The sequence below is a fragment of the Loktanella sp. Alg231-35 genome (genome assembly GCF_900143545.1).
Taxonomy (GTDB): Bacteria; Pseudomonadota; Alphaproteobacteria; order Rhodobacterales; family Rhodobacteraceae; genus Yoonia.
Genome location: NZ_FREV01000001.1, coordinates 66,179 through 88,473, shown reverse-complemented (window position 1 = coordinate 88,473; position 22,295 = coordinate 66,179). Strand labels below are relative to the sequence as shown.

19 protein-coding genes and 1 riboswitch are annotated in these 22,295 nt (G+C 57.6%); of the genes, 17 read left to right on the top strand and 2 right to left on the bottom strand.

What is annotated here, in order from left to right:
- Window positions 1-25 precede the first annotated feature (25 nt).
- Window positions 26-2,761, bottom strand: coding sequence for a DUF1800 family protein (locus DHN10_RS00430; RefSeq protein WP_159086879.1), 2,736 nt, complete (start codon window positions 2,759-2,761; stop codon window positions 26-28).
- Window positions 2,762-3,089: 328 nt separating this feature from the next.
- On the opposite strand from DHN10_RS00430, the gene DHN10_RS00425 reads away from it, so the two are divergent.
- The 14 genes from DHN10_RS00425 to DHN10_RS00360 all read left to right on the top strand — a co-directional run bounded on the left by DHN10_RS00425 (window position 3,090) and on the right by DHN10_RS00360 (window position 17,697).
- Window positions 3,090-4,772 (top strand): GspE/PulE family protein, encoded by a 1,683-nt coding sequence (locus DHN10_RS00425; protein ID WP_159086878.1) that lies wholly within the window; start codon window positions 3,090-3,092, stop codon window positions 4,770-4,772.
- Between the two features lie 12 nt (window positions 4,773-4,784).
- Window positions 4,785-6,014, top strand: a complete 1,230-nt coding sequence (locus tag DHN10_RS00420; RefSeq protein WP_108813290.1) for a type II secretion system F family protein — start codon at window positions 4,785-4,787, stop codon at window positions 6,012-6,014.
- On the top strand, window positions 5,998-6,435 hold the full coding sequence (gene gspG / locus DHN10_RS00415) for a type II secretion system major pseudopilin GspG (protein ID WP_159086877.1): 438 nt from the start codon (window positions 5,998-6,000) through the stop codon (window positions 6,433-6,435). The genes DHN10_RS00420 and gspG overlap by 17 nt, the downstream gene beginning before the upstream one ends.
- On the top strand, window positions 6,422-6,850 hold the full coding sequence (locus DHN10_RS00410; RefSeq protein WP_159086876.1) for a pilus assembly FimT family protein: 429 nt from the start codon (window positions 6,422-6,424) through the stop codon (window positions 6,848-6,850). Before gspG ends, DHN10_RS00410 begins: the two co-directional genes overlap by 14 nt.
- Window positions 6,847-7,245, top strand: a complete 399-nt coding sequence (locus tag DHN10_RS00405; RefSeq protein WP_108813287.1) for a PulJ/GspJ family protein — start codon at window positions 6,847-6,849, stop codon at window positions 7,243-7,245. The genes DHN10_RS00410 and DHN10_RS00405 overlap by 4 nt, the downstream gene beginning before the upstream one ends.
- Complete coding sequence (locus DHN10_RS00400) at window positions 7,242-7,910, top strand: PulJ/GspJ family protein (protein WP_159086875.1); 669 nt, start codon at window positions 7,242-7,244, stop codon at window positions 7,908-7,910. Before DHN10_RS00405 ends, DHN10_RS00400 begins: the two co-directional genes overlap by 4 nt.
- Window positions 7,907-8,746: a general secretion pathway protein GspK gene (locus tag DHN10_RS00395; protein WP_159086874.1), complete on the top strand. Its 840-nt coding sequence runs from the start codon at window positions 7,907-7,909 to the stop codon at window positions 8,744-8,746. The genes DHN10_RS00400 and DHN10_RS00395 overlap by 4 nt, the downstream gene beginning before the upstream one ends.
- On the top strand, window positions 8,743-9,393 hold the full coding sequence (locus DHN10_RS00390; protein ID WP_108813284.1) for a prepilin peptidase: 651 nt from the start codon (window positions 8,743-8,745) through the stop codon (window positions 9,391-9,393). The genes DHN10_RS00395 and DHN10_RS00390 overlap by 4 nt, the downstream gene beginning before the upstream one ends.
- A 79-nt stretch (window positions 9,394-9,472) precedes the next feature.
- Entirely contained in the window at window positions 9,473-11,905 is a 2,433-nt protein-coding gene (gspD, locus tag DHN10_RS00385; protein WP_159086873.1) for a type II secretion system secretin GspD, read from the top strand.
- A gap of 491 nt (window positions 11,906-12,396) precedes the next feature.
- Window positions 12,397-12,840 carry a c-type cytochrome gene (locus DHN10_RS00380; protein ID WP_108813282.1) on the top strand — a complete coding sequence of 148 codons (444 nt, stop codon included), beginning with the start codon at window positions 12,397-12,399 and terminating at the stop codon, window positions 12,838-12,840.
- 175 nt (window positions 12,841-13,015) lie between these two features.
- Window positions 13,016-14,815: an adenine deaminase gene (gene ade / locus DHN10_RS00375; protein WP_108813281.1), complete on the top strand. Its 1,800-nt coding sequence runs from the start codon at window positions 13,016-13,018 to the stop codon at window positions 14,813-14,815.
- The gene (locus tag DHN10_RS00370; protein ID WP_108813280.1) at window positions 14,812-16,293 is read left to right on the top strand and encodes an AMP nucleosidase; all 1,482 of its coding nucleotides are present in this window, start codon (window positions 14,812-14,814) and stop codon (window positions 16,291-16,293) included. Before ade ends, DHN10_RS00370 begins: the two co-directional genes overlap by 4 nt.
- A gap of 132 nt (window positions 16,294-16,425) precedes the next feature.
- The gene (locus tag DHN10_RS00365) at window positions 16,426-16,716 is read left to right on the top strand and encodes an HU family DNA-binding protein (RefSeq protein WP_108813279.1); all 291 of its coding nucleotides are present in this window, start codon (window positions 16,426-16,428) and stop codon (window positions 16,714-16,716) included.
- 120 nt (window positions 16,717-16,836) lie between these two features.
- Window positions 16,837-17,697 carry a DMT family transporter gene (locus DHN10_RS00360; protein ID WP_108813278.1) on the top strand — a complete coding sequence of 287 codons (861 nt, stop codon included), beginning with the start codon at window positions 16,837-16,839 and terminating at the stop codon, window positions 17,695-17,697.
- A gap of 18 nt (window positions 17,698-17,715) precedes the next feature.
- On the opposite strand, the gene aroC is transcribed toward DHN10_RS00360, so the two are convergent.
- The gene (gene aroC, locus DHN10_RS00355) at window positions 17,716-18,819 is read right to left on the bottom strand and encodes a chorismate synthase (RefSeq protein ID WP_108813277.1); all 1,104 of its coding nucleotides are present in this window, start codon (window positions 18,817-18,819) and stop codon (window positions 17,716-17,718) included.
- 89 nt (window positions 18,820-18,908) lie between these two features.
- Window positions 18,909-19,011, top strand: a riboswitch (TPP riboswitch).
- A 35-nt stretch (window positions 19,012-19,046) separates the two neighbouring features.
- On the opposite strand from aroC, the gene thiB reads away from it, so the two are divergent.
- Genes thiB through DHN10_RS00340 form a run of 3 tightly spaced genes read left to right on the top strand, consistent with a single transcriptional unit; the run spans window position 19,047 to window position 22,220 of the window.
- Window positions 19,047-20,036 carry a thiamine ABC transporter substrate binding subunit gene (thiB, locus tag DHN10_RS00350; protein ID WP_108813866.1) on the top strand — a complete coding sequence of 330 codons (990 nt, stop codon included), beginning with the start codon at window positions 19,047-19,049 and terminating at the stop codon, window positions 20,034-20,036.
- Window positions 20,012-21,541: a thiamine/thiamine pyrophosphate ABC transporter permease ThiP gene (locus DHN10_RS00345; protein WP_108813276.1), complete on the top strand. Its 1,530-nt coding sequence runs from the start codon at window positions 20,012-20,014 to the stop codon at window positions 21,539-21,541. Before thiB ends, DHN10_RS00345 begins: the two co-directional genes overlap by 25 nt.
- Window positions 21,528-22,220 (top strand): thiamine ABC transporter ATP-binding protein, encoded by a 693-nt coding sequence (locus DHN10_RS00340; protein ID WP_108813867.1) that lies wholly within the window; start codon window positions 21,528-21,530, stop codon window positions 22,218-22,220. The genes DHN10_RS00345 and DHN10_RS00340 overlap by 14 nt, the downstream gene beginning before the upstream one ends.
- Window positions 22,221-22,295 lie beyond the last annotated feature (75 nt).

Here is a 22,295-nt window from a genome sequence, read left to right as displayed (position 1 = left end):
TTCCTAATCGGATGGGAGCCGAGGCTTATTGCAATTGGAGGCTTGGCAGGACGACCAGAAGACCAACCGCGCGTTGATAGGCTTCGTTCTCGTTCTGGCCAACGGGATCAAAGATACCATCTTCGTCCTTCAGCAGTTCAATGAGGGCCTCGTACTCTTCCAGCGTGAACCGGTCGGCCGTTGCGATCGTTAGCAAGTAACCGGCGACCTCTTCAGCGGTCACTAGGCCCGCATCGGCCACCATAGTGCCGATATCAAAGTTGTAGGTGTTTTCACGGAAGGAAATATCAACGATCGAACGATACTGACCCATCAACGCGGCGGAGTTCATCCAAGCCGAGCCATTCTCTGGCAGTCCTGTGGGAGCAGGGAAGTTGAAGGGATCAAAACCAGCGTTGACCGATCCAGTCCGGAAGCGTTCGAAGAAAGTGCCATCGCTGTCGCCGGCATCGGGCGATGCATCAAGGGCGCGAATAACACCGACAACGAACTCGTAAGGAGTGCGGCCTTTGTTGCGCTGATACTCAACATTTGTGATGAACTCTGGCGCTGTCAGGATGGCGCGCAGTACCTCACCCATGTTGCCGTCAGTTGCGACCCATGCCGTAGTGCAAAGATCTACAAAACTTGCGGGCGGCACATCTGCGACGAACTTTTGGACGATCTTGCCGCAAATAAAGGAATGCGTGCGCGGATCATCGGCGAGTAGCGCAATCAGTTCTTCACCTTCCTGAACACCTGCGGCACCGCTTCGACCGGGAATTGTCGTGTTCAGGAACGGGATGACCTTGTCGTCAGTGTCATGACGGTCATCTCTGAAGTTGAACTCATATGTCCGTGCTTCATCATCGTTGTTGGGGTTGGTACGTACATAGTTCCAACCTGTGAAGATTTCGGACACCGCAACGACATCGTCGTCGCCATAGCCGCCATCGACACTAACGGTGTGAAGTTCAAGGATCTCGCGGCCATAGTTTTCGTTGATGTTGCCCGCGCGGCTTTGATCGTTGTCGAGGTATTGCGACATCAGCGGGCTGCGGGCGGAATAAAGCAGCAGATCTTCAAAGCTACCAAAGGCATTCTCGCGGAAGAACGCACGGTCTTCGATCGCCTGAACGCGCACATCGCTGTTTTTGTTGGTCGCGTGGAAGTGGTTGCTCCAGAATTGGCCCATCACATCCTGCAACTGCTTCTCAGAGAATGCAGAGTGGGCAAGATTGTGGAAGAACAAGCGGGTGGTGATGTTCCCGTTGTTCGTGTTGTCACGTCGCAATATCTGGTCGAAGTTCATCGACCGGAACGCCGCATCACTGACACTGTCTGGGTTCAGCTGTTCTGCCACATAAGCGTCAAAGCCCATGGCCCGCACCCGTGTATACAGGTCCTCGGTCGCGCCAAAGCTCATGCGGGACAAGGCCTGGCCGACGCCATCCGCCTGGACACCGGTTGTGAACTGATAAGAAACCGGCACACTTGCAACATTGGGGTTGTTTGTGGATGCGCCTGTCAGCGTCACGGTGACTTCACCTGTGGTCAGGTCCTCTGCGAACAGACGCACCGCGAATTGGCCGGTTGCACTGCCCACATCGACGGTCGTCGTGCGGCCAGATGGCGCAATCGTGACGTTGACGATGTTGAATGTCAGCGGATCCATCACCGCACCAAAGAGCGATTGACCTGTATAGGCCACAACACCAGCCTGCGTCGCGCCAGCCGTCAACTGAACCGCTTCGGTCAACGTCACATCCGTTGGTGGTGTCAACGCACTTGAGATCGCCATGTCATCCGGCACAGGTGTCGGAGTGGGCGTTGGCGTTGGCGTTGGTGTCGGAGTAGGTGTTGGCGTTGGTGTCGGAGTAGGTGTGGGGGTCGGAGTTGGAGTAGGTGTCGGAGTAGGCGTTGGAGTGGGGGTCGGCGTTGGCGTTGGAGTTGGAGTAGGTGTTGGCGTTGGCGTTGGAGTGGGGGTCGGAGTTGGAGTAGGTGTTGGAGTAGGTGTTGTAGTGCCACCATCCCCGCCACCGGTTGCCTGCATGACAGAGTTGATAGCGCCCTCAACAGACCGGCGGAAAACGCCACCACCGCCACTATCAGAACCCGAAGACGTCGCACTGCGGCTTGAAGAACCTTCGGGCGCGCGCGCAGCGCTTGCCTCGGACGAGGTGCCGCCAATCACAAAAGGTTCGCGTGAAGCAGAAGTGTTCAGCGAAGCAACCTGCATTTCAGGTGCCGAAGGAGTTGTCGTTGTTTCGGACGTGGATGAACCGCCCGCAGAAGAACCGGGCTGTGCCGCAACTCCAGCAGAGAAGGTCCGTGCCTGTTCAGTCGACAGCGCCTCAGCCACATTGGCGAGGCTAACGGGTGCGTCACCCAAAGCGTTAAACGAAACTAGCGCAACTTGCTCAACCGAAAGGTTTTCGCCCTGGAATTCGATCAGGTGATCGCCCGCTTTCAGTGATGTGATCACGCGGAATGGTTGCGCGTTGGCGTTGCCGCCTGCGGGCACAACCAAGACAACCGATCCATCAACAGACAGCGTCACATCGTTGTCGGCGGGGGAAGTGAATACATAGGTGCCATCGGCAGGCACGGAAACACGCAGTGGAATAACGACCGAACTCGTTTCAAGCGAAGCGGCAGTGACCGCGCTGTCGGAAACAGCGGATGGGTTTGCGATGGCAGCTTCTTGGGCCAGGGCGCTTGTGGCCATGGCGGAGACAAACATTGGTGTGGCGACGAGCAGTCTGGTGCTGACGAGTTTCATATGGATGCTCTCTGCTGTGGGTACGGTCGGCAAGCGGAGTGCAGGCCAACTAGGTAAATGGAATGTGAATGAACATGCTTCGGAAAATCTCATGAAATCAACTTCGTCCATAGTTTTGACACGAATAGGCGCGAAAACGCTTACAACCGTTGCTAATCTGCGAACACTTGCCAGAATTTGTACGGTATATCCACCTTTTCGTTCCAATTCGGTCCGTTTGCCGCAAACTTAGACATGGATTTACCATGTGCAGAGCAACTACTGTTGCAAGTGGAAACAGTAGAATCACGTGGCAGCGCTATCTGCCCTCGAATCAAAGGCAAAAGACTTGCTCGTTGACGTTCCAATGCGCGGCCGCATTCCGGCGATCTTCCTTGAGAATGGAACGCTGTCTGATCACGATTTGCAAAAAGTCAAAGATGCAGCGGCAGCGACTGGACAACCAGTGCGTGCCGTACTGGATCGGCTGGGGCTGATTTCCCAGAAAGAATGGGCGCGAGCTTGTGCGGAACATCTCAACAGTCCGCTGGTTACGCTAGACGATATGCCGGTGCGTCTGCCCGAAGATCCGCGCTTGTCGGCGGATTACTTGCGCCGTTCGGCGATTGTCCCGCTTGAGATCGCGCCAGATCGCGCGTTTTTTGCTGTTGCCGATCCGTTTGATGACAATGCCATTGCCGCGCTTGAGATGATTTTTGGCGCCGGGTTGTCCGTTGGCATTGCCACTGACCGCGACATCGAAATGGCGATGGCACGCGACAAAGCAGCGGCACAGGCCGAGGCCCCCGATGCCAGCGATCTTGTCGCGCCATCCGATGGGCTTGACCTTGATACCGACAAGCTGACCGAGCTTGCCAACAACGCGCCGACTGTCCGCTATCTGGAAACACTGTTCGATGCTGCGATTGAGATGCGCGCGACAGATATCCACCTTGAACCCGTGCAAGCGGCGACCTCTGCGCGCGTCCGTTTGCGGGTTGATGGAGAACTGACCGAGGTTCAAAGCCCCGATCCCGGCATTTACGAAGGTGTCGTTTCGCGCCTCAAGATCCTCGCAGGTATGGACATCAGTGAACGTCGCCTGCCGCAGGATGGCCGAATTCGCCAGCGCTTGTCCGGTCGCGAGATTGATATGCGTGTGGCCAGTGCACCGATGATCCATGGCGAAGCGATTGTGCTGCGCCTGCTGGACAATCACGAAGGGTTGTCCAAGCTCAAAGACCTGCATCTGCCAGCGCATGTGTCGGAACGGCTGGGTGCCGCGATTGCGCAGCCCAATGGCTTGATCCTTGTTACCGGCCCAACGGGCAGCGGTAAGACGACAACGCTGCATGCCGCGATGAATGCGCTGAACGAAACGCGGCGCAAGATCGTCACGATTGAGAACCCCGTAGAAATTCAGACACCCGGCCTACAGCAGATCGAAGTGAACGCTGAACTGGGCTGGACCTTTGCCGCCGCTCTGCGCACCGTGCTGCGCCATGACCCCGACGTTATTATGGTGGGCGAAATTCGTGATAGCGAAACGGCTGAGCTTGCAGTTCGTGCTGCCATGACCGGCCACCTGGTGTTTTCCACTTTGCACACCAACAGCGCCCATGATGCGGCAACCCGTCTGATTGATCTTGGTGTGCCCGAATACTTGATGAAATCTGTTGTGCGCCTTGTTGCGGCGCAGCGCCTTGTACGGCGTGTCTGCACGACTTGTGCGGTGGTTGCAGATGATCAGACACGCACACTTTTTACGCAGCTAGATCAGCGCACAGGTGGTCATACTGACCCAACTACTTGGAATTTGAAGACGTCAGTGGGTTGTGACGCGTGCAACCAGACGGGGTTTCGGGGCCGTTTGGCCCTGTTCGAAGCGATGGAACCAGAAGAACTTGCCCTTGCTGGCAAAGATGCGTCAACTGGCGTGCGCACGATGGCAAGCGAAGGCGTGCGGATGGTCGCGGAAGGGCAGACGACTTTGGAAGAAGTAATGCGTGTTCTTGGTGTGAAGTCTTTCTAAAGGCGGGATAAGGTGGAGCAGGGGCAGAAGTCATTTATATACGTCGCGCGTGATGCGACGGGTGCAAAGCAATCGGGTCAGGTCCATGGGGCTGATCAAAAGGACGCAATGCGCGTCCTGCGAGAGCAGGGACTTTTCCCCGTCAGCCTTTCAGCAGATGAAGGCACCGGACCTGCGCGGACCAAAGGCTTTGGTCGCCGCCGCGCTGATCAGCTGACCCCGCGCCAAACCACGGATTTCTTGGTCCGGCTTGCCAAACTGTCCGGCCGCCAGATTCAGTCAGAGCGTGCGCTGGCCATTATTGGTGACGGTGGCGAGGCCCCGATATCAAAAGCCGCGCTGAAAGTAAGGGACCGGCTGCGCGAGGGTGCGGCCTTGTCAGCGGCCATGCGGGAAAAGGCGGGTGTGGACGATCCGGTCACCCTGTCATTGATCAGCGGGGCCGAGGTTTCAGGTGATATGGCAAGCGCGCTGTCCACCGCCGCCGATATCATGCAGAACCGCCTTGATACGCGGCGCCGCATTGTCACGGGGCTGATGTATCCGGGCATCTTGCTGACGGTTGCCGTTCTATCTGTCGGCCTGATCATGGTGGCGATCATCCCGCAGTTCCTGCCGTTGGTCGAAGACCGGATCGAACTGGTGCCGACAATGGGTCGGGCCGTCTTTGCCGTTTCTGGCTTTCTTTCTGCACTTTGGCCGATCATCGCGCTTGCGGCGATTGGGTTGGGTCTGGCGATCTATCTTGCGGCACGTCGTGGATTGCTGGGCGGTATCCTCAGCCGACTGGGTAACCGCGTGCCGATTATTCGCCGCCTCGTGCTTCGCAACCAGATGATGCTGTTACTGCATGTGCTTGGCGCAATGCTGAGCCGCGAAATCACGCTAAGTGGTGCTTTGCGGGTCGTTTCCAAATCCGCGCCCATTGGACCAGTGCGCACAGGTATGAGTGACGTGACCAAACAGGTCGAAAGCGGTGCAGCGCTGTCAGCGGCGCTAGGCACAACGGACCTGTTACCGCGCGAGTCCCTAGAGATGATCCGCATCGGCGAAGAGGCCGGCGATTTGGGTGGTATGATCAGCCGGACCTCTGGCGATATGCGAGAAGCCGCTGATCGTGACCTTGAGAGATTTCTTCTACTATTCCAGCCCGCACTTATTGTAGGTGTCGGGTTGATGATCGGAGTAAGCCTTTATGCCCTGTTTTCAGCTATCGTATCCGTCAATGCCATCTCTTTCTAGAAAGCGGCCCGCGCGCCGCCGCCCTGCCGACGCGGGGTTTTCGCTGGTCGAGATGCTGGTTGTTGTGGCTATTGTCGGTCTTCTGATCGGGTTGGTGGGCACTGGTGCGATCCGTCAGTTGCAATCTTCGCAGGTGAGTGCCGCCGAGGCGCAGATTTCGCAATTGCGCAGCGCGTTGGATATTTTCCTGATCGAAACCGGGCGTTACCCGACCCAAGACGAAGGGTTGACGTCCTTGATTGCCAACCCGACAAATGTACCCGGTTGGGCCGGGCCATATCTGCGTGACGGCAACTTGCCCGCTGATCCATGGGGCGGTGCCTACATCTATATCCTTGACGAAGGGCAGGTGCGGGTGCGGTCGTTGGGTGCGGACGGGCGCGCTGGTGGTACTGGCGTTGATGCCGATGTGGAAGGCTAGACGCCCAACCCAATGGCGCAACGCGCAGGGCTTTGCCGCGGTTGAGATGCTGGTCACTGTCGCCATTGTGGTGCTAATCGGCACGATCTCGATCTTTGCGCTGGGCCGTACCGAAAAGGCGCAGTTGGAAAATGATGTGGCCTCCATCGCGTTGATGTTTCAGCAGGCTCGCCTGCAGGCTGCCGAAACGGGACGCCCTGTAGAGGTGATTTATTCGCAACCAGACATGCGCGTCTCGACCCCAATTGAAACGCATGTATTCGGCCGCGGTGTGACCAGCCCAACAGAGTCCGCGACAATAGCCATCCGTCCCTCGGGTGAAAGTGAGGGATTGGAACTGGTGCTGGTGTCTGGTGATCTGACCCGAACCGTGGGCGTGGATTGGTTGACGGGACAAGTGAGGTTGTCACCATGAGGCGCCGCCGGCCATCGCGGGGTTTTACGCTTGTGGAAACGCTGGTGTCCCTGGCTATCGCAACAATGGCTGTGACTGGGTTTTATCAAGCCCTATCCCAAGGGCTGTTTATGGAGCGCCGGGCAGACGTGCAGGCCGAACAGATGCTGGTTGCCACACAGGTGCTGGACCGTGTTGGTATCGATCTGCCACTGCGCATCGGTTTGCAGGACAGCGGCACGATACAAGGACTGGAATGGTCGCTCAGCGTTACGGAACGTGGCACCCCTGATATGACGCTGGGCCCGGTCCAATCCGGAGAGCTCGCCTTTATCTATGTCACTGTTGAATCTCCGCGCCCCGATGGCAGTCCATTGGTCCTGCGTGGCATTCGTTATCGGCAGACCCCGCTATGATTAGACGCAGACGATATCGCCACCGCTCTCAGCGCGGTTTTGTGCTGGCAGAGGCCTTGGTCGCGCTGACGGTCGCCGCCCTGACGCTGGCCTTGATGACAAGCGCCACCTGGGGTCTACGCCAGACGGCAATGCAGCCGAACCCGCTGCAACAAGAGGCGACAGATTGGCTGACAGCGCGCCGTGTCTTGCAGGCTTGGGCCGGGTCAGCGACCACAGATGGGTATGAAGCGGTTGTGGGTCGTTTTGTCGGCACGCCAACGCAGATGCGGCTGGTCGTGGATGATGGCACCATACGCACCGACCGCCCGGTGATGATCAGCCTTGATATCATCAGAGACGAAGATGGATTGTACCGCCTTGATGCCGCGCGCCATTTTGACATCCGTGACGTCCGGCTAGTGGATGAAACCGCGCGCCCGAGTACCGTGATCATCACGGATGTTCCTCTGCGATTTGTCTATTTCTTTGCCAAAGCCAACAGCTTTAACGGCGGTGAATGGACGTATGAACCACAGCCGGAACAAGGTCTGCCCTCTGCCGTTGCGCTGGAAAGAGGTGCTGACAGGATGATCGTGGCAAAGATGCCCGCGACCCACAGCGCATCATGTGTATCCCGCACCGGGATTGTCGGGTTGGACAACGACGATTGCGAGTTGCGATGACCTCCCAAAGCAGAGGCCGTTTTCGCGGGTTCATCCTGCTGACTGTCCTTTGGATATCGCTCGGCATGTTGCTGGCCGCGGCCAGTTATCTGGCGACACAACGCCAGACAGCGTTGTCCACACGCGCCGAAGTCGAAACAGGACGCGCGGTTGAACTGGCGCGCAGCGGGCTGAACGTCGCGCTCGCCGATCTTGGGCGGTACGAGCCGGATCAGGCCCGGAGCTTGCGGGACGGGACCCCCGTCACGATTACGATGGCTGAAGGGCAAGTGACCTACCGGATTTTTGATGAGGGCGGCAAGCTCGACATCAATCAGGCACCGGTGCAACTGTTGGCACCAACTTTGCAGCAACTTGGCGAAGGACAAGGCATTGATGCATTCGATGCGGTGACCATCGCGCGTGCCATTATCACGCAGCGTGGTGACGAAGGCGAACGCGGCAATTTCCGCTCAATCGCGCTGCTGCTGACAGAACTAGGGTTTCCGCAAGAGGCAAGCCTTGAGGCCCGCCGCGTTCTGACAACCTATAACATAGACGCGCAGATTAACCCCATTACCGCCCCGCCCCCGCTTTTGGCAGCGATACCGGGGCTAGGGCCAAGCGATGTGAGCACAATTGTCGAACGGCGCAGTCAGGGGCTGTCGATGCCGCGATTGGGCACGGCGTCGGTCTGGCTGGGTGGCACAGAAGGACCCGTATACACGGTGCAGGCCGAAGGGCTTTTGACCAGTGGCGTGCGTGCGCAGGTCATCGCGACGGTTGCTATTCAAGGGCTGAGTTTTCGGGGCGGTCGCACGGAATACGATTTTCTTGGCATGGAAATTCTGAGATGAGCAGCGCGCTTGTGACGGGCGGTTTGCCCTTGCTGGTCTTATGCGTTGCGCTGGCATTTGGACCATTGCCTTTTGTTGTGCGCGGGTATCTGCGGGTGGTGTTTGACCGCGCGAAGGCACGGCGCTGGACTGGGCCTGCGACCCTTGGGTTTGGCGTTGGTTTGGCTGCATCAGTGGCGGTAATTGCTGTGATCGACGTCGATTTTGCGCTTGGCGCGGCGCTGCTTTGTCTGCTTGTCTTGCTGGCGAGCATCGATTGGCAGTGGCGGTGGTTACCCATCGAATGGACGCTTGGGGTCATCGCGCTGGCCTTCATTTTCGCGTTTCAGTCGGGTGATCCGTTGCAGGTCGTCCTGCAAATGGCGGTCCCTGCCTTGGCCTTGCTGATCACGCGGCAAATCTTGCTTTGGGCCTTAAAAAAAGAGGCAATGGGCCTTGGGGACATCTGGCTTGTCCTTGGTCTTGGAGGGTTCCTTTTACCGTTTCAGAGCTTCCTACTTATTGGTTTCGCATCACTTTCCGGGCTTAGTGAAGTTGGGGCTCGACGCTTGTGGAAGGGCGCGTCGGCGCGAAACACAGCCGTGTCGTACGGGACACACCTGTGTCTCATTTTCGTCATGATCCGCAATTTCCCATCAATCTGGTAAATCACCGCTGCTAAGGTGAACCCAATATAACCACGTGCACCTGGGCAAAAGATCCGTGGCGCAGCTGATGAGGCAGAGTATGAAAAAGTTTATGGCGTTCGCGGCTGCGGCCGTGATCCTGTCGGCTTGTGAGAATCTTCCGCAAGTTGATCGGTCTGAGGGCAACACTGACCTGCGTGGTTGGCAGTTGGCCAATATCTTCGGAAATAACAGCGACTCTGCCGGTATGAACCGTCAGCAAGGGCGCGTGACAGGTGGTCAGAATGTGCGTGCCGGGCAGGGCACGATCTTTCCCGGCCGTCAGCCGCTTTTGATCGACAGTGACTTTGTGAACGAAAACGGCGAACGGACCGTTTCGCTGAACCTTGTCGGCGTTGATATTGAATCTGCCGCCGCCGCCATCTTGGGCGAGCTGCTGCAAATCAACTATGTGATCGACCCAGGCGTGCAGGGTACCGTGAATATCAGGTCGTCTCAGCCTGTGACCCGGACCACTGCGATTGAGGTGTTCGAACTTGCGCTGAAACAGAACAACGCTGTTTTGGTACGCCGTGGCGATATCTTTGCCATCGCCCCGCTGTCGGCTGATTTGTCCATCTCGCCGTCTACTGCGCGCGACGTGCTTCCCGGCTACACCCTCCGTGTGATCCCGCTGCGCAACATTGGCGCTCAGGAAATGGCCGCCATCCTGCAACCCTTCGCCGGTGACGGCATTGTTGGCATCGACGCCCAGCGCAACATTCTGGTGCTTGCTGGTACATCGGTTGATCAGCAATCCTGGCAGGAAACCATCCAGAGCTTTGACGTAGACTGGCTTGCCAACCGCTCGGTCGGGATTTTCCCGATTAATGGGCGTTCTGCGCAGTCTATCGTGAACGGTTTGGAACGCGTCGTTGAAACAGATGAAGCCTTTGAGCCGATTGCCGTGTTTGAGGTGATCCCGGAAAACAACTCGATCCTTGCGGTGGCCAAGACACCACGCGCGCTTGAGAATGTAGCCGTCTGGATCGGCCGATTGACACAAGACGGCGCGAACGATGCGCAAGTCTATTCATACGATATGAAGTATGCGCGCGCCGCTGATATCGCGCCGACCATGTCGCAGATCCTTGGCATTTCGGTTGAAACCACAAACGAAGACGCGGAAGCTATCGAAGCGAGCGCAGATTTTTTCAACCCACAAGGGACGTTGAACGCGACGCGTGTTGTGGCGAGTGAGGCAACAAACACGCTTTTGATCCACTCAACACCCGATGAATACAACCGCATCCTTGGTATTTTGCATCGCCTTGACGTGCCCCAGCGGCAGGTTCTGGTCGAGGCCACAATCGTTGAAGTCTCGCTTAACAATGACCTGCGGTATGGCGTGCAGTACTTCCTTGAAGATGGTGGCGGCAGCTTGGGCCTGACCCAGGGTGAAACACTCAATGTTTCGCCAAACTTGCCGGGGTTCAGTGTGTCATTGGGCGGTAATCCGGCAAATGCCGTGATCGATGCCTTGGACACCGTGACCCGGATCAATGTGATCTCATCGCCTAACCTGATGATCCTGAATAATGAATCCGCCCGTCTTGTGGTGGGTGATCAGGTGCCGACATCGGTGCGCACCGCGCAGGATGGTACAAACGCGGATGACGTCTTTGTCTCGACCGTTGAATACCGCGATACCGGCGTGATCTTTGAAGTGACACCACGCATCAACTCTTCTGGTTCGGTAATCTTGAACATCGGTCAAGAGGTCAGCCTTGTAGGTGAAACAGACCCTGCCACGGGAAACCCGATCATCTCGCAACGCGTCATTGACAGCTCTGTTTCTGTCGACAGTGGTGAAACGATTGTCTTGGGTGGCTTGTTCTCTGACAGCCGCACCTCCAGTAATGGTGGTATCCCGATCCTGAAGGATCTGCCGATCGCGGGGAACCTGTTTGGCAACTCATCCGAGGGCCGCGCGCAGACAGAACTTCTGGTGCTGATCACGCCACGTATCGTGAACAACGCCATGGACGCCCGCCGTGTGACACAACAGTTGCGCTCTCGTGTGCAGTCCTTGCAATCGGCTGGCCCATCGATGAGCACAAACGTGAATGTGCCTTCGCTGCGCAGCACCAACTCTGGTCTGATCATGGACGCAAGTGAGGCCAACCGCGCCGCAATCGCCGAGGCGACACGCGCAGCAATGGCAACCCCGGCTGTTGTTGAAGCGCCTGTTGCAGCGGCTGCACCAGCACCAGCACCAGCGCCCGCGCAACCGGTAGCGGTGACACCTGTTGCAGCCACTCAAGTGCCTGCCGGACGCCACATCGCTGTGCTGGGATCGTTCAGTTCTGCTGGCAATGCGCAGAACCATTGGGCCAATCTGGCGAGCACAAACGCGGCGGTCCTGGGTCAAATGACACCCAGTTTCCGGCAAGCAGGTGGTTTGACGATGGTAACAGTGGGGCCAATGTCGCGCGATGCAGCCAGCCAAATCTGTATCGATGTGAAAACGGATTGCTTCACCGCGACCCAGTAACACCGACCAGAAAATACAAAGGCCCGCGCTGAATGGTCAGCGCGGGCCTTTTCGTTTGGCATATGGGTCTTAGTTGCTGGAGTCCTCATCGCGCCTAAGCGGGTCCAACTTGCGCGGTTTGACGTAAAGCGATTGCCGCGGCAGCCACGTCGTTCCTGTGATGATTGGCAACCCGGTAAAGACTCGGATGTTGGTCGACTATCGGACGTGCGAATGGAAGATTTGTGTGCAACCCATCAATTGACCAACCGTTCCCAAGGGAACCGATCGGTTGCGCTTTGCTTGATCACAATTGTGCATGAATGTTGATATTAGCCGTCTTATCAATGCCTTAAGGTTAGATGGAAGCAATGTACCTTCGTGCATGCGGTGGCCACACACCAATCACGCAATCTTTTGCCCCTGGGGGTGGACCACCCGGCGCGTTGTAATACATTGCCCTTCGACTGGGGCGAACGGTCACGACAACTGGATCGAAGAGGAATACGATCATGAAGAAGTTTAATATCGCAGCAGCCCTTGCTGTTCTTTCTGCACCCGCCTTTGCCGACGGCCATGCCGCGACCCAAGGCGATGCCGCTGCTGGCGCTGAGCAATTCAACCGCCAGTGCGTCGCATGCCACGTTGTCGCCGACGCCTCTGGTGAAGTGCTTGCCGGTCGCAATGCCCGCACTGGTCCGAACCTGTTTGACCTTGCAGGAAGCCAGTTGGGATCCGCCGAAGGGTTCCGTTACGGCGACGCAATCGTCGAACTGGGTGAGACAGGCGCGGTTTGGACGGAAGAATCTTTCGTTGGCTATGTGCAGGACCCAACAGGTTGGCTGCGTGAAACGCTGGATGACCGGCGCGCGCGCGGCAAGATGGCCTATCAGGTTCGTCAGGAAGATCAGGCTTATGATCTTTATGCCTACCTCGCGACATTCGCAGCAGAGTAAGCTGCAACTATCATTTGATTTTTGGGGCCGTCCGGGGAAACCTGGCGGCCCTTTACGTTTGCAGGATCAGTTTGGCGATGGGGGGCATCATGCGTACGAACCCGGATGAGAAGCCGCTGCAAATTCACAACATCTGACCTCTTGAACCTCTCTCCAAACGGTGAAACCATTGGGGATGGAACATTACATCAAATCATGGGCACAAGTGGCCCCCCGACTGGTCGCTGTGGCTGCGGGGCGGGAAGCGGCTGATCTTGTCGTTCGTGGCGGCAAGCTGGTGAATGTGCAAACCCGCGAGGTTTTGGATGGCTGGCAGGTGGCGGTCGCCGAGGGGCGCTTTGCCTATGTTGGACCGGATGCTTCGCACTGCATTGGCGATGACACGCGGGTGATTGAGGCAGCGGGCCGCTATCTGATCCCCGGTCTATGTGACGGCCATATGCATATCGAAAGCGGGATGCTAACGCCTGCCGAATTTGCCGCCGCTGTGATCCCACATGGCACAACAACCATGTTCACTGATCCGCATGAGATCGCCAATGTGCTCGGTCTGGCCGGCGTGCGCATGATGCATGATGAGGCGCTGATGCAGCCCGTCAATATCTACACCCAAATGCCGTCCTGCGCGCCCTCCGCACCGGGGTTGGAGACGACAGGTTTTGAAATTTCTGCCGAAGATGTGGCCGAGGCAATGGCGTGGCCCGGTATCATTGGCTTGGGCGAGATGATGAACTTTCCCGGTGTCATCAATGGCGACCCACAGATGCTGGCCGAGATGGCGGCGACGATGAATGCGGGCAAAACGGTAGGCGGGCACTATGCCTCACCTGATAAGGGCACTGCGTTTTCGGCCTATGTTGCGGGTGGTGCGGCTGATGATCATGAAGGCACGGCAGAGGCTGATGCGATTGCGCGGGTGCGCAACGGGATGCGGTCGATGATGCGCCTTGGGTCGGCTTGGTATGATGTGGAAAGCCAGATTACGGCGGTAACCCAAAAGGGGCTGGACCCACGCAACTTTATCCTTTGCACGGACGATTGCATGGCGGGCACATTGGTCAACGATGGGCATATGAACCGGGTCGTGCGCCATGCGATTGCCTGCGGGTGTGACCCGGTGATTGCTTTGCAAATGGCGACGATCAACACAGCGACGCATTTCGGGTTAGAGCGCGAGATTGGGTCGATTGCGCCGGGACGCCGGGCGGATATGATCCTAACGTCGGACCTGACAACCCTGCCGATTGAAGAGGTGATCGCGCGCGGACAAACCGTTGCTCGGGATGGTAAGATCACGGTCGATTGCCCACATTATGATTGGCCCGCCGATGCACGGAGGACCGTGCATATGGGCAAGGTGCTGGATGATGCGGATTTTGCGGTCAGCGCGCCTGACGGCAAGAACAAGGTCAAGGCTAAGGTGATCGGCGTGGTGGAAAACCAAGCGCCGACCGAGGCTTTGACAGCTGAGCTGCCGGTTGTTGACGGGCTGGTCGAAGGTGAAGGTGACACCTATCAGATTGCCCTCGTTGAACGGCACCAAGGGACTGGCAAGGTCGTGAATGGCTTTGTGTCGGGCTTCGGCTACACCGGAAAAATGGCGATGGCCTCGACCGTTGCACATGACAGTCACCATATGATTGTGGTGGGAACGGACCGGGCGATGATGGCCGCAGCGGCCAATCGTTTGGGCGAAGTTGGCGGTGGTGTGACCGTCTGGAAAGACGGGGCTGAACTGGCACTGGTGGAACTGCCCATCGCTGGCCTGATGTCCGACAGCCCCGCCGCTGATGTCGCGGCGAACGCCGACCAAATGGTCGCCGCGATGGCCGCCTGTGGCTGCACATTGAACAATGCCTATATGCAGCATTCGCTGCTCGCACTTGTTGTCATCCCATCGTTGCGGATCTCTGATCTGGGTCTGGTGGATGTCGATAAGTTTGAAATCACCGAAGTATTCGAGGAAAGCGCATGAATATGGCCAAAGAGGTGTCAATCCGGACGCCTGATATCCCCAAACCAGAAAGCTTTACCGACGCCAAACTGGCGGTTGAACGGTTGCACGAGCTTTACCAAACCGCCGTCAAATTCCTGTCAGAGAATTTCGCCAAGGCCCTGAGCGAAGGGCAACCCGCTGCTCGGGTCCGCGCGTTCTATCCCGAAATTCGGCTAACAACGACAACCTATGCCAAGACCGATACGCGCCTGTCTTTTGGGCATGTGGCCGAGCCGGGCATCTATGCAACGACTGTGACACGCCCTGATCTTTTTGCCGCCTATCTGGAGCAGCAGATCGCCCTTTTGATCAAAAGCCACGGGGTACCTGTCGTGATCGGTGCGTCCAGCACCGTGATGCCAGTGCATTTCGCCGCGGCGAATGATCCCGGATTGACCGTGCCGCAAGACGGCTCGATGGAGTTTAACCTGCGGGACAATTTCGACGTGCCGGATCTGAGCACGACGCATGACAACATCGTCAATGGTGAGGCGTTTACCTACCCCGATGGCGCACGGCCTTTGGCGCCGTTTACCGCCCAACGCGTCGACTATTCGCTTGCCCGGCTGGCGCATTATACGGCGACGGCGGCAGAGCATTTTCAGAACCATGTGTTGTTCACCAACTACCAGTTTTACGTGGAAGAGTTTGAAGCATACGCGCGCCATATGCTTGCTGACCCGGAAAGCGGCTATTCCAGCTTTGTCAGTACCGGGAATGTCGAGATCACAGAATCCGATGCGCCGATCCCCGTGCCCGGCAAGCTGCCGCAGATGCCGACGTATCACCTGAAACGCGCCAATGGCAGCGGCATCACTCTGGTGAACATCGGCGTTGGCCCGTCGAATGCCAAAACAGCGACGGATCATATCGCGGTCTTGCGTCCACATGCATGGCTGATGGTGGGGCATTGCGCGGGACTGCGGAACTCGCAGCGCTTGGGTGATTTCGTGTTGGCACACGCTTATCTGCGTGAAGATCACGTGCTGGATGACGACCTGCCAGTTTGGGTGCCAATCCCGGCGCTGGCAGAAATTCAGATCGCGCTGGAAACCGCCGTTGCTGATGTGACGGAATTGGAAGGCTATGAGCTGAAACGGATCATGCGAACAGGCACAGTTGCCACCATCGACAACCGCAACTGGGAACTGCGTGAACAGGCGGGGCCTGTGCAGCGGCTGTCGCAATCACGTGCGATTGCGCTGGATATGGAAAGTGCGACCATCGCGGCTAATGGTTTTCGCTTCCGCGTGCCCTATGGCACATTGCTATGTGTGAGCGACAAACCACTGCATGGAGAGTTGAAACTGCCCGGCATGGCGTCGAATTTCTATAAAACACAGGTCGCGGCCCATCTGATGATCGGTATTCGGGCGATGGAACGCTTGCGTGAAATGCCGCTGGAACGGATCCACAGCCGGAAATTGCGCAGTTTTGAAGAGACTGCCTTCCTCTGAGGCCACAAAAACCGGCAAAAAAACGTGTTTTTCCTTTCATTTGCTACACTAATCGTTGTGGTGTGACACAAGATAACGTTTAATGTGCGCGTAATAGGCCCTACTGCTGGGGCAAATGAGGAGAACAGTAAAATGGCAACAAAACCACTGACAAAGGCGCAGCTTGTAACTGCACTGGCCGATGAAACAGGCATGGACAAGAAGGCAGCGGGCGCTGCACTTGACGCTGTAACAGGCATCATCACCAAAGAAGTTTCAGGCGGCGGCGCCGTGACACTTCCTGGCGTTGGCAAAATCTACTGCCGTGAGCGCCCAGAGCGTATGGTTCGCAACCCTGCCACGGGTGAGCAGATCAAGAAAGACGCAGACAAGGTTGTCAAAATGACAATCGCCAAAGCGTTGAAAGACAGCGTGAATGGCTAAGTCATCCGGCCCAAGGGCTTGATGCAGAAATAGAAAGGGCCGTCCGGATCGGGCGGCCCTTTTTCTTTGCCCGGTGCGATGGGCATTTCCCATTTTGAACTTCTTCGATAGTTGGATCGTATGGACATCAAAGCAATCCTTATGGGACTGGCGTTCGCGCTGATGTGGTCGTCGGCATTCACCTCTGCCCGCATCATTGTCGAGTACGCGCCGCCATTGTCCGCCTTGGCGTTGCGCTTTCTTATCTCGGGTTTACTGGGTGTTCTTATCGCGTGGGCGCTGGGCCAGTCGGCACGGCTCAGCCGCCAGCAATGGCTTGGTGTCGTTATCTTTGGTATCTGTCAGAACGCCCTTTATTTGGGTCTGAATTTTGTGGCGATGCAAACGATCCCGGCGTCATTGGCTGCGATTATAGCCTCAACCATGCCGTTGCTCGTGGCCCTTGCGGGATGGCTGATCTTTGGCAATCGGGTCAGGCCGCTGGGCATTGTGGGGCTCATTGCTGGTGTGAGTGGCGTGGTGTTGATCATGGGCGCGCGGCTACAGGGTGGTGTCGATGTCTATGGCCTCATCCTGTGTGTGATCGGGGTTGTTTCGCTGACGGTTGCAACCTTGGCCGTGCTGGGCGCGTCATCCGGCGGCAATGTCCTGATGATCGTGGGCCTGCAGATGCTGGTGGGTAGCGTGATCCTTTGGGTGCCAGCACTGACGCTTGAGGTGTGGGATGTCACGTGGAGCTGGCAGTTGGTTGTCGCCTTTGTCTACACCACATTGGTATCCGGTTTGGCCGCAACGCTTGTCTGGTTCCTGCTGGTAGGCCGGATCGGCGCGGTGAAGGCATCAACCTTCCATTTCCTCAACCCGTTTCTGGGGGTGGTTATTGCGGCGGCACTGTTGGGCGAGGCGATTGGCGTTTTAGATGTGATCGGTGTGGCGATTATCGCAGGTGGGATTTTGGCGGTGCAGCTTTCCAAACAGTAGGGTGGATCAAGATCCACCTTACCCGATAGGACCGCGTACCCCGCCAGTTTGTCCTCGGTCCAGCAGCAGATGATCAAGAATGACACAGGCCATCATGGCCTCGCCTACCGGAACAGCCCGAATGCCGACACAAGGATCGTGACGACCCTTGGTGATCACTTCGGTTTCTGACCCATCCATGCGGATCGATTTGCGCGGGGATAGGATGGACGACGTTGGTTTCACCGCAAATCGCACGACCAGGTCCTGCCCGGTGCTGATCCCGCCAAGGATGCCTCCGGCATGGTTCGATGAATACTCTGGTCCGCCTTGGCCCATGAATATCTCATCGGCATTGTCGCGACCGGTGAGTGCGGCGGCAGCCATGCCTTCGCCGATCTCAACACCCTTCACGGCATTGATCGACATCATCGCAGCAGCCAGATCAGTGTCTAACTTGGCGTAAACGGGCGCGCCGATACCTGCTGGAACACCACGCGCCACCACTTCGATGATTGCCCCAACAGAGTTGTGGTCGTCTTTGCGCAGCCATGCCAGATAGTCGTTCCACTCTGCGGCGGCCTCTGCATCAGGGCAGAAGAAATCGTTCTGATCGATCTGCGCCCAATCAACTTTTGAGCGGTCAATCTGTTTGGCACCCATCTGGGTCATATACCCTTTGATCTGCACATTGGGTGCAATCACCTTGATTGCTTCGCGCGCCACGCCTCCGGCCGCTACGCGCGCTGCCGTTTCCCGCGCCGAAGACCGCCCGCCACCACGATAATCACGCAGCCCGTATTTCTGGTGATAGGTAATGTCTGCATGGCCGGGGCGGAAGGTGTTGGCGATATCGCCATAGTCCTTGGACCGCTGATCAGTGTTCTTGATCATCAACTGGATTGGCGTGCCTGTGGTTTTGCCTTCAAACACGCCTGACAGAATTTGCACTGCGTCTGGTTCGTTGCGCTGGGTGGTGTTCTTGTTCAGACCCGGACGGCGTTTATCCATCCATTGCTGGATCATCGCAGCTTCTAGCGCTACGCCGGGCGGGCAGCCGTCAACCGTGGCACCCAAAGCGGGCCCGTGGCTTTCGCCCCAAGTGGTGAACCGGAACAGATGACCGAAACTGTTGATCGACATGGAAATCCCCTTTGCCGGTTGGGTCTAGCGGGGGTGACAATGAGGCTCAAGTGCTTTCCCTTGCGCCGTCATGCAATCCGGCATAGCTAGGCCCTACCTCGGGGGGCCAATCCTTGGCTGAGATGCGCACAGCGCGGACCCGTTGAACCTGAACCGGTTAAGACCGGCGGAGGGAAGGTTTAGCAATCACGCTATCCCCCGTTCGCCCGTCGCATTTGGAGGATACGATGAAACCAACCACCTATCTGCCAGTTGTCGCGGGACTCGCCCTTTGTGCCACAGGCGCATTGGCCGAGACCCCGGTGCTGCAAGTCATGACCTACGATAGCTTCGTCACCGAGTGGGGCCCCGGCCCCGCGGTAGAGACTGCTTTTGAAGCAGAGTGTGCCTGCGACCTGCAATTTGTCGGCGCGGGTGACGGTGCTGCCTTGCTGGCGCGTTTGCAGTTGGAAGGCCCACGCACTGACGCTGACGTCGTGTTGGGGTTGGACACCAACCTGACCGCCGCCGCGCGTGAAACTGGTCTTTTCGCGCCACATGGCGTTGACGCCGAACTGGACCTGCCGATTGCATGGGCTGACGCGGATTTTCTGCCTTTCGACTGGGGCTATTTTGCCTTTGTTGGCAACGCCGGTGCAAAGCAGGCGACGTCCCTGCGCAATCTGGCGGTCAGTGACCTCAAGATCGTCATCCAAGACCCACGATCGTCTACCCCCGGTCTGGGCCTGTTGATGTGGGTCAAAGCTGCACATCCCGATGACGCAGCCGAGATTTGGGCCGCTTTGGCAGATAACATCGTCACAGTCACCCCCGGCTGGTCAGAGGCCTATGGCATGTTCCTTGAGGGTGAAGCTGACGCAGTGCTGTCTTACACGACATCGCCCGCCTATCACCTGATCGCCGAAGAGGACGACAGCAAGGTTGCTTGGGGCTTTGACGAAGGCCACTACATGCAGGTTGAGGTCGCCGGCAAACTGGCAGGCACCGATCAGCCAGAACTGGCCGACCAATTCATGGCCTTTATGGTGTCCGACGGGTTCCAGAGCATCATTCCAACAACGAACTGGATGTATCCAGCGGCCACACCAGAGGCAGGTTTGCCCGATGGGTTTGACACACTTCTGACACCGGAAACCTCGCTTTTGCTGTCGCCGGAAGAGGCCGCTGCCACCCGCGACGCGGCATTGGAAGAATGGCGCACAGCCCTGTCGCAATAACAGCGCGCTGGCCCGGTGCCGCTGCGGCGGCGCTGGTGCTTTTGCTGACCCTCGGCACGCTGGGCGCAGTTGCCTGGCGTGCTGAATGGGGCAGTGGATTGGCCCCGGCTGATTGGGCTGCGATCCACTTTACGATCCTGCAATCCTTGCTATCGGCGACGATCAGCGTTGCGCTTGCTATTCCCGTAGCCCGAGCTTTGGCGCGCAGGCGGTTTGCGGGGCGGCAGTTGCTGATTACCCTTCTGGGCGCTCCATTTTTGTTACCCGTGATCGTTGCCGTTCTTGGGCTATTGGCGGTCTTTGGACGGGATGGTGTTCTAAACGGGATTTTGCAGGGAATTGGCCTGCCGCCCATTTCGATTTTTGGTCTGCATGGGGTCGTATTGGCCCATGTCTTTTTCAATCTTCCGCTTGCGATCCGCTTTCTTCTGCAAGGTTGGCTTGCCATCCCGGCCGAGCGGTTTCGTCTGGCCGCATCGTTGAATGCCCCCGTTGGTCGCCTGCTGGAATGGCCAATGTTGCGGGCTGTCGTGCCCAGCAGCTTTCTGGTCATCTTTCTGATTTGCCTGACAAGTTTTGCGGTTGCCTTGACCATGGGCGGCGGCCCACGCGCAACGACGGTTGAACTGGCAATCTATCAGGCGCTGCGCTTTGACTTTGATCTCGGCAAGGCGGCGTTGCTCGCCTGCATTCAGTTTGGGCTGTGCGTGGGTGCAGCGTTTCTGGCGTGGCGTGTGACGGGACGTGATCAGGTAGGCACCGGACTAGACCGTGTGGTGCAGCGGTGGGATACGGCCCGGCCTGCGGTGGATGCTTTTTGGATCTTGTTTGCGGCGCTGTTCCTGCTTTTGCCCTTGGCAATGGTCGTATTCCGAGGCGTTCCGGGATTGTTTGATCTGCCTGACAGCATTTGGGCAGCAGCTGGACGCTCTGTTGTGGTCGCAACCGGTTCAGCGGTTCTTTGTGTGAGCATGGCCCTGGCGCTGGCCCTGCGGGGAGGTGCGCTGATCTCTGTGATCGGTGTCTTGCCGCTGGCGGCATCTGGTCTGGTCGTTGGCACCGGTGCGTTCTTGATTGTGTTTCCTTTCGTGCGCCCCTCTGATGTGGCTTTGCTGGTGACCATGCTTGCCAATGCCACCCTCGCGCTGCCCTTTGCCTTGCGCAGTGTCGCACCGGCGATAGCACAGGTTCTGGCCGATTACGGGCGCTTGGCGGCATCGCTGGATTTGCGCGGCTGGACCTTTATCCGGTTGATCGTTCTGTCCCGCGCGCGCCGCCCTTTGGGCTTTGCCACCGGGTTGGCCGCTGCCCTGTCGATGGGTGATCTGGGTGTCATCGCCTTGTTTGCGGGGCAGGGTGAGGAAACCTTGCCGCTTGCCATGTACCGCTTGATGGGGGCCTATCAGATGCAAACGGCGGCAAGTGCGGGGTTGGTTTTGCTGGTGATCAGCTTTGCCCTGTTTTGGCTTTGTGATCGAGGAGGGCGCGCTGATGCTGACGTTTGAAAACTTGTCTTTGCGTATGGGCGGTTTTGCTCTGGCCGCGGATATTGAGATAGCAGCGGGTCAGGTTACCGCACTGATGGGGCCATCCGGTGCAGGAAAGTCCACCTTGCTGTCTGCAATTGCAGGGTTTCTGACACCCGATGGGGGTCGTGTGATGTGGGATGGGCAGCACCTGACCGATGTGCAGCCCGGAGTGCGCCCGATCAGCATGCTGTTTCAGGACAATAACCTATTTCCGCATTTGTCGGCGGCGCAGAATATTGGGTTGGGATTGCGGCCCGATTTGCGCCTGTCGTCAGAGCAATCAACGACCGTTGCGGAGGCGTTGGCGTCTGTCGGGCTGTCAGGTTTCGCTGATCGCAAGCCTGGTGCTCTTTCAGGAGGGCAGCAAAGCCGGGTTGCGCTGGGTCGTGTTCTGGTCGCAGGGCGGTCGCTTGTATTACTGGATGAACCCTTTGCGGCATTGGGTCCTGCTTTGAAGGATGACATGCTGGATTTGGTCAAAGCCAAGCTGATCGCCGCTGGCAAAACCGTCGTGATGGTCACCCATGATCCAGTCGATGCGCGCCGCATTGCTGATCAGGTGGTGGTGGTTGCTGACGGCGCGGTGAGCGCGCCTGTTGCGACAGATGTCTTGTTGGACGATCCGCCGCCCGCACTGGCCGCTTATTTGGGGTAAGGTGGATCAAGATCCACCTTACGAAATGCAAAAGGCCCGCCAAACTGGCGGGCCTTTGTCGTTGTCAGATCAGTT

Excerpts from the sequence above, each read along its gene's own strand:
- DHN10_RS00410 (WP_159086876.1), top strand. The coding sequence starts at position 6,422 with ATGTGGAAGGCTAGACGCCCAACCCAATGGCGCAACGCGCAGGGCTTT.
- DHN10_RS00340 (WP_108813867.1), top strand. The coding sequence starts at position 21,528 with ATGCTGACGTTTGAAAACTTGTCTTTGCGTATGGGCGGTTTTGCTCTG.
- DHN10_RS00365 (WP_108813279.1), top strand. The coding sequence starts at position 16,426 with ATGGCAACAAAACCACTGACAAAGGCGCAGCTTGTAACTGCACTGGCC.
- DHN10_RS00360 (WP_108813278.1), top strand. The coding sequence starts at position 16,837 with ATGGACATCAAAGCAATCCTTATGGGACTGGCGTTCGCGCTGATGTGG.
- DHN10_RS00345 (WP_108813276.1), top strand. The coding sequence starts at position 20,012 with ATGGCGCACAGCCCTGTCGCAATAACAGCGCGCTGGCCCGGTGCCGCT.
- DHN10_RS00370 (WP_108813280.1), top strand. The coding sequence starts at position 14,812 with ATGAATATGGCCAAAGAGGTGTCAATCCGGACGCCTGATATCCCCAAA.
- aroC (WP_108813277.1), bottom strand. The coding sequence starts at position 18,819 with ATGTCGATCAACAGTTTCGGTCATCTGTTCCGGTTCACCACTTGGGGC.
- gspD (WP_159086873.1), top strand. The coding sequence starts at position 9,473 with ATGAAAAAGTTTATGGCGTTCGCGGCTGCGGCCGTGATCCTGTCGGCT.
- DHN10_RS00400 (WP_159086875.1), top strand. The coding sequence starts at position 7,242 with ATGATTAGACGCAGACGATATCGCCACCGCTCTCAGCGCGGTTTTGTG.
- gspG (WP_159086877.1), top strand. The coding sequence starts at position 5,998 with ATGCCATCTCTTTCTAGAAAGCGGCCCGCGCGCCGCCGCCCTGCCGAC.
- DHN10_RS00395 (WP_159086874.1), top strand. The coding sequence starts at position 7,907 with ATGACCTCCCAAAGCAGAGGCCGTTTTCGCGGGTTCATCCTGCTGACT.
- thiB (WP_108813866.1), top strand. The coding sequence starts at position 19,047 with ATGAAACCAACCACCTATCTGCCAGTTGTCGCGGGACTCGCCCTTTGT.
- ade (WP_108813281.1), top strand. The coding sequence starts at position 13,016 with ATGGAACATTACATCAAATCATGGGCACAAGTGGCCCCCCGACTGGTC.
- DHN10_RS00390 (WP_108813284.1), top strand. The coding sequence starts at position 8,743 with ATGAGCAGCGCGCTTGTGACGGGCGGTTTGCCCTTGCTGGTCTTATGC.
- DHN10_RS00430 (WP_159086879.1), bottom strand. The coding sequence starts at position 2,761 with ATGAAACTCGTCAGCACCAGACTGCTCGTCGCCACACCAATGTTTGTC.
- DHN10_RS00405 (WP_108813287.1), top strand. The coding sequence starts at position 6,847 with ATGAGGCGCCGCCGGCCATCGCGGGGTTTTACGCTTGTGGAAACGCTG.
- DHN10_RS00380 (WP_108813282.1), top strand. The coding sequence starts at position 12,397 with ATGAAGAAGTTTAATATCGCAGCAGCCCTTGCTGTTCTTTCTGCACCC.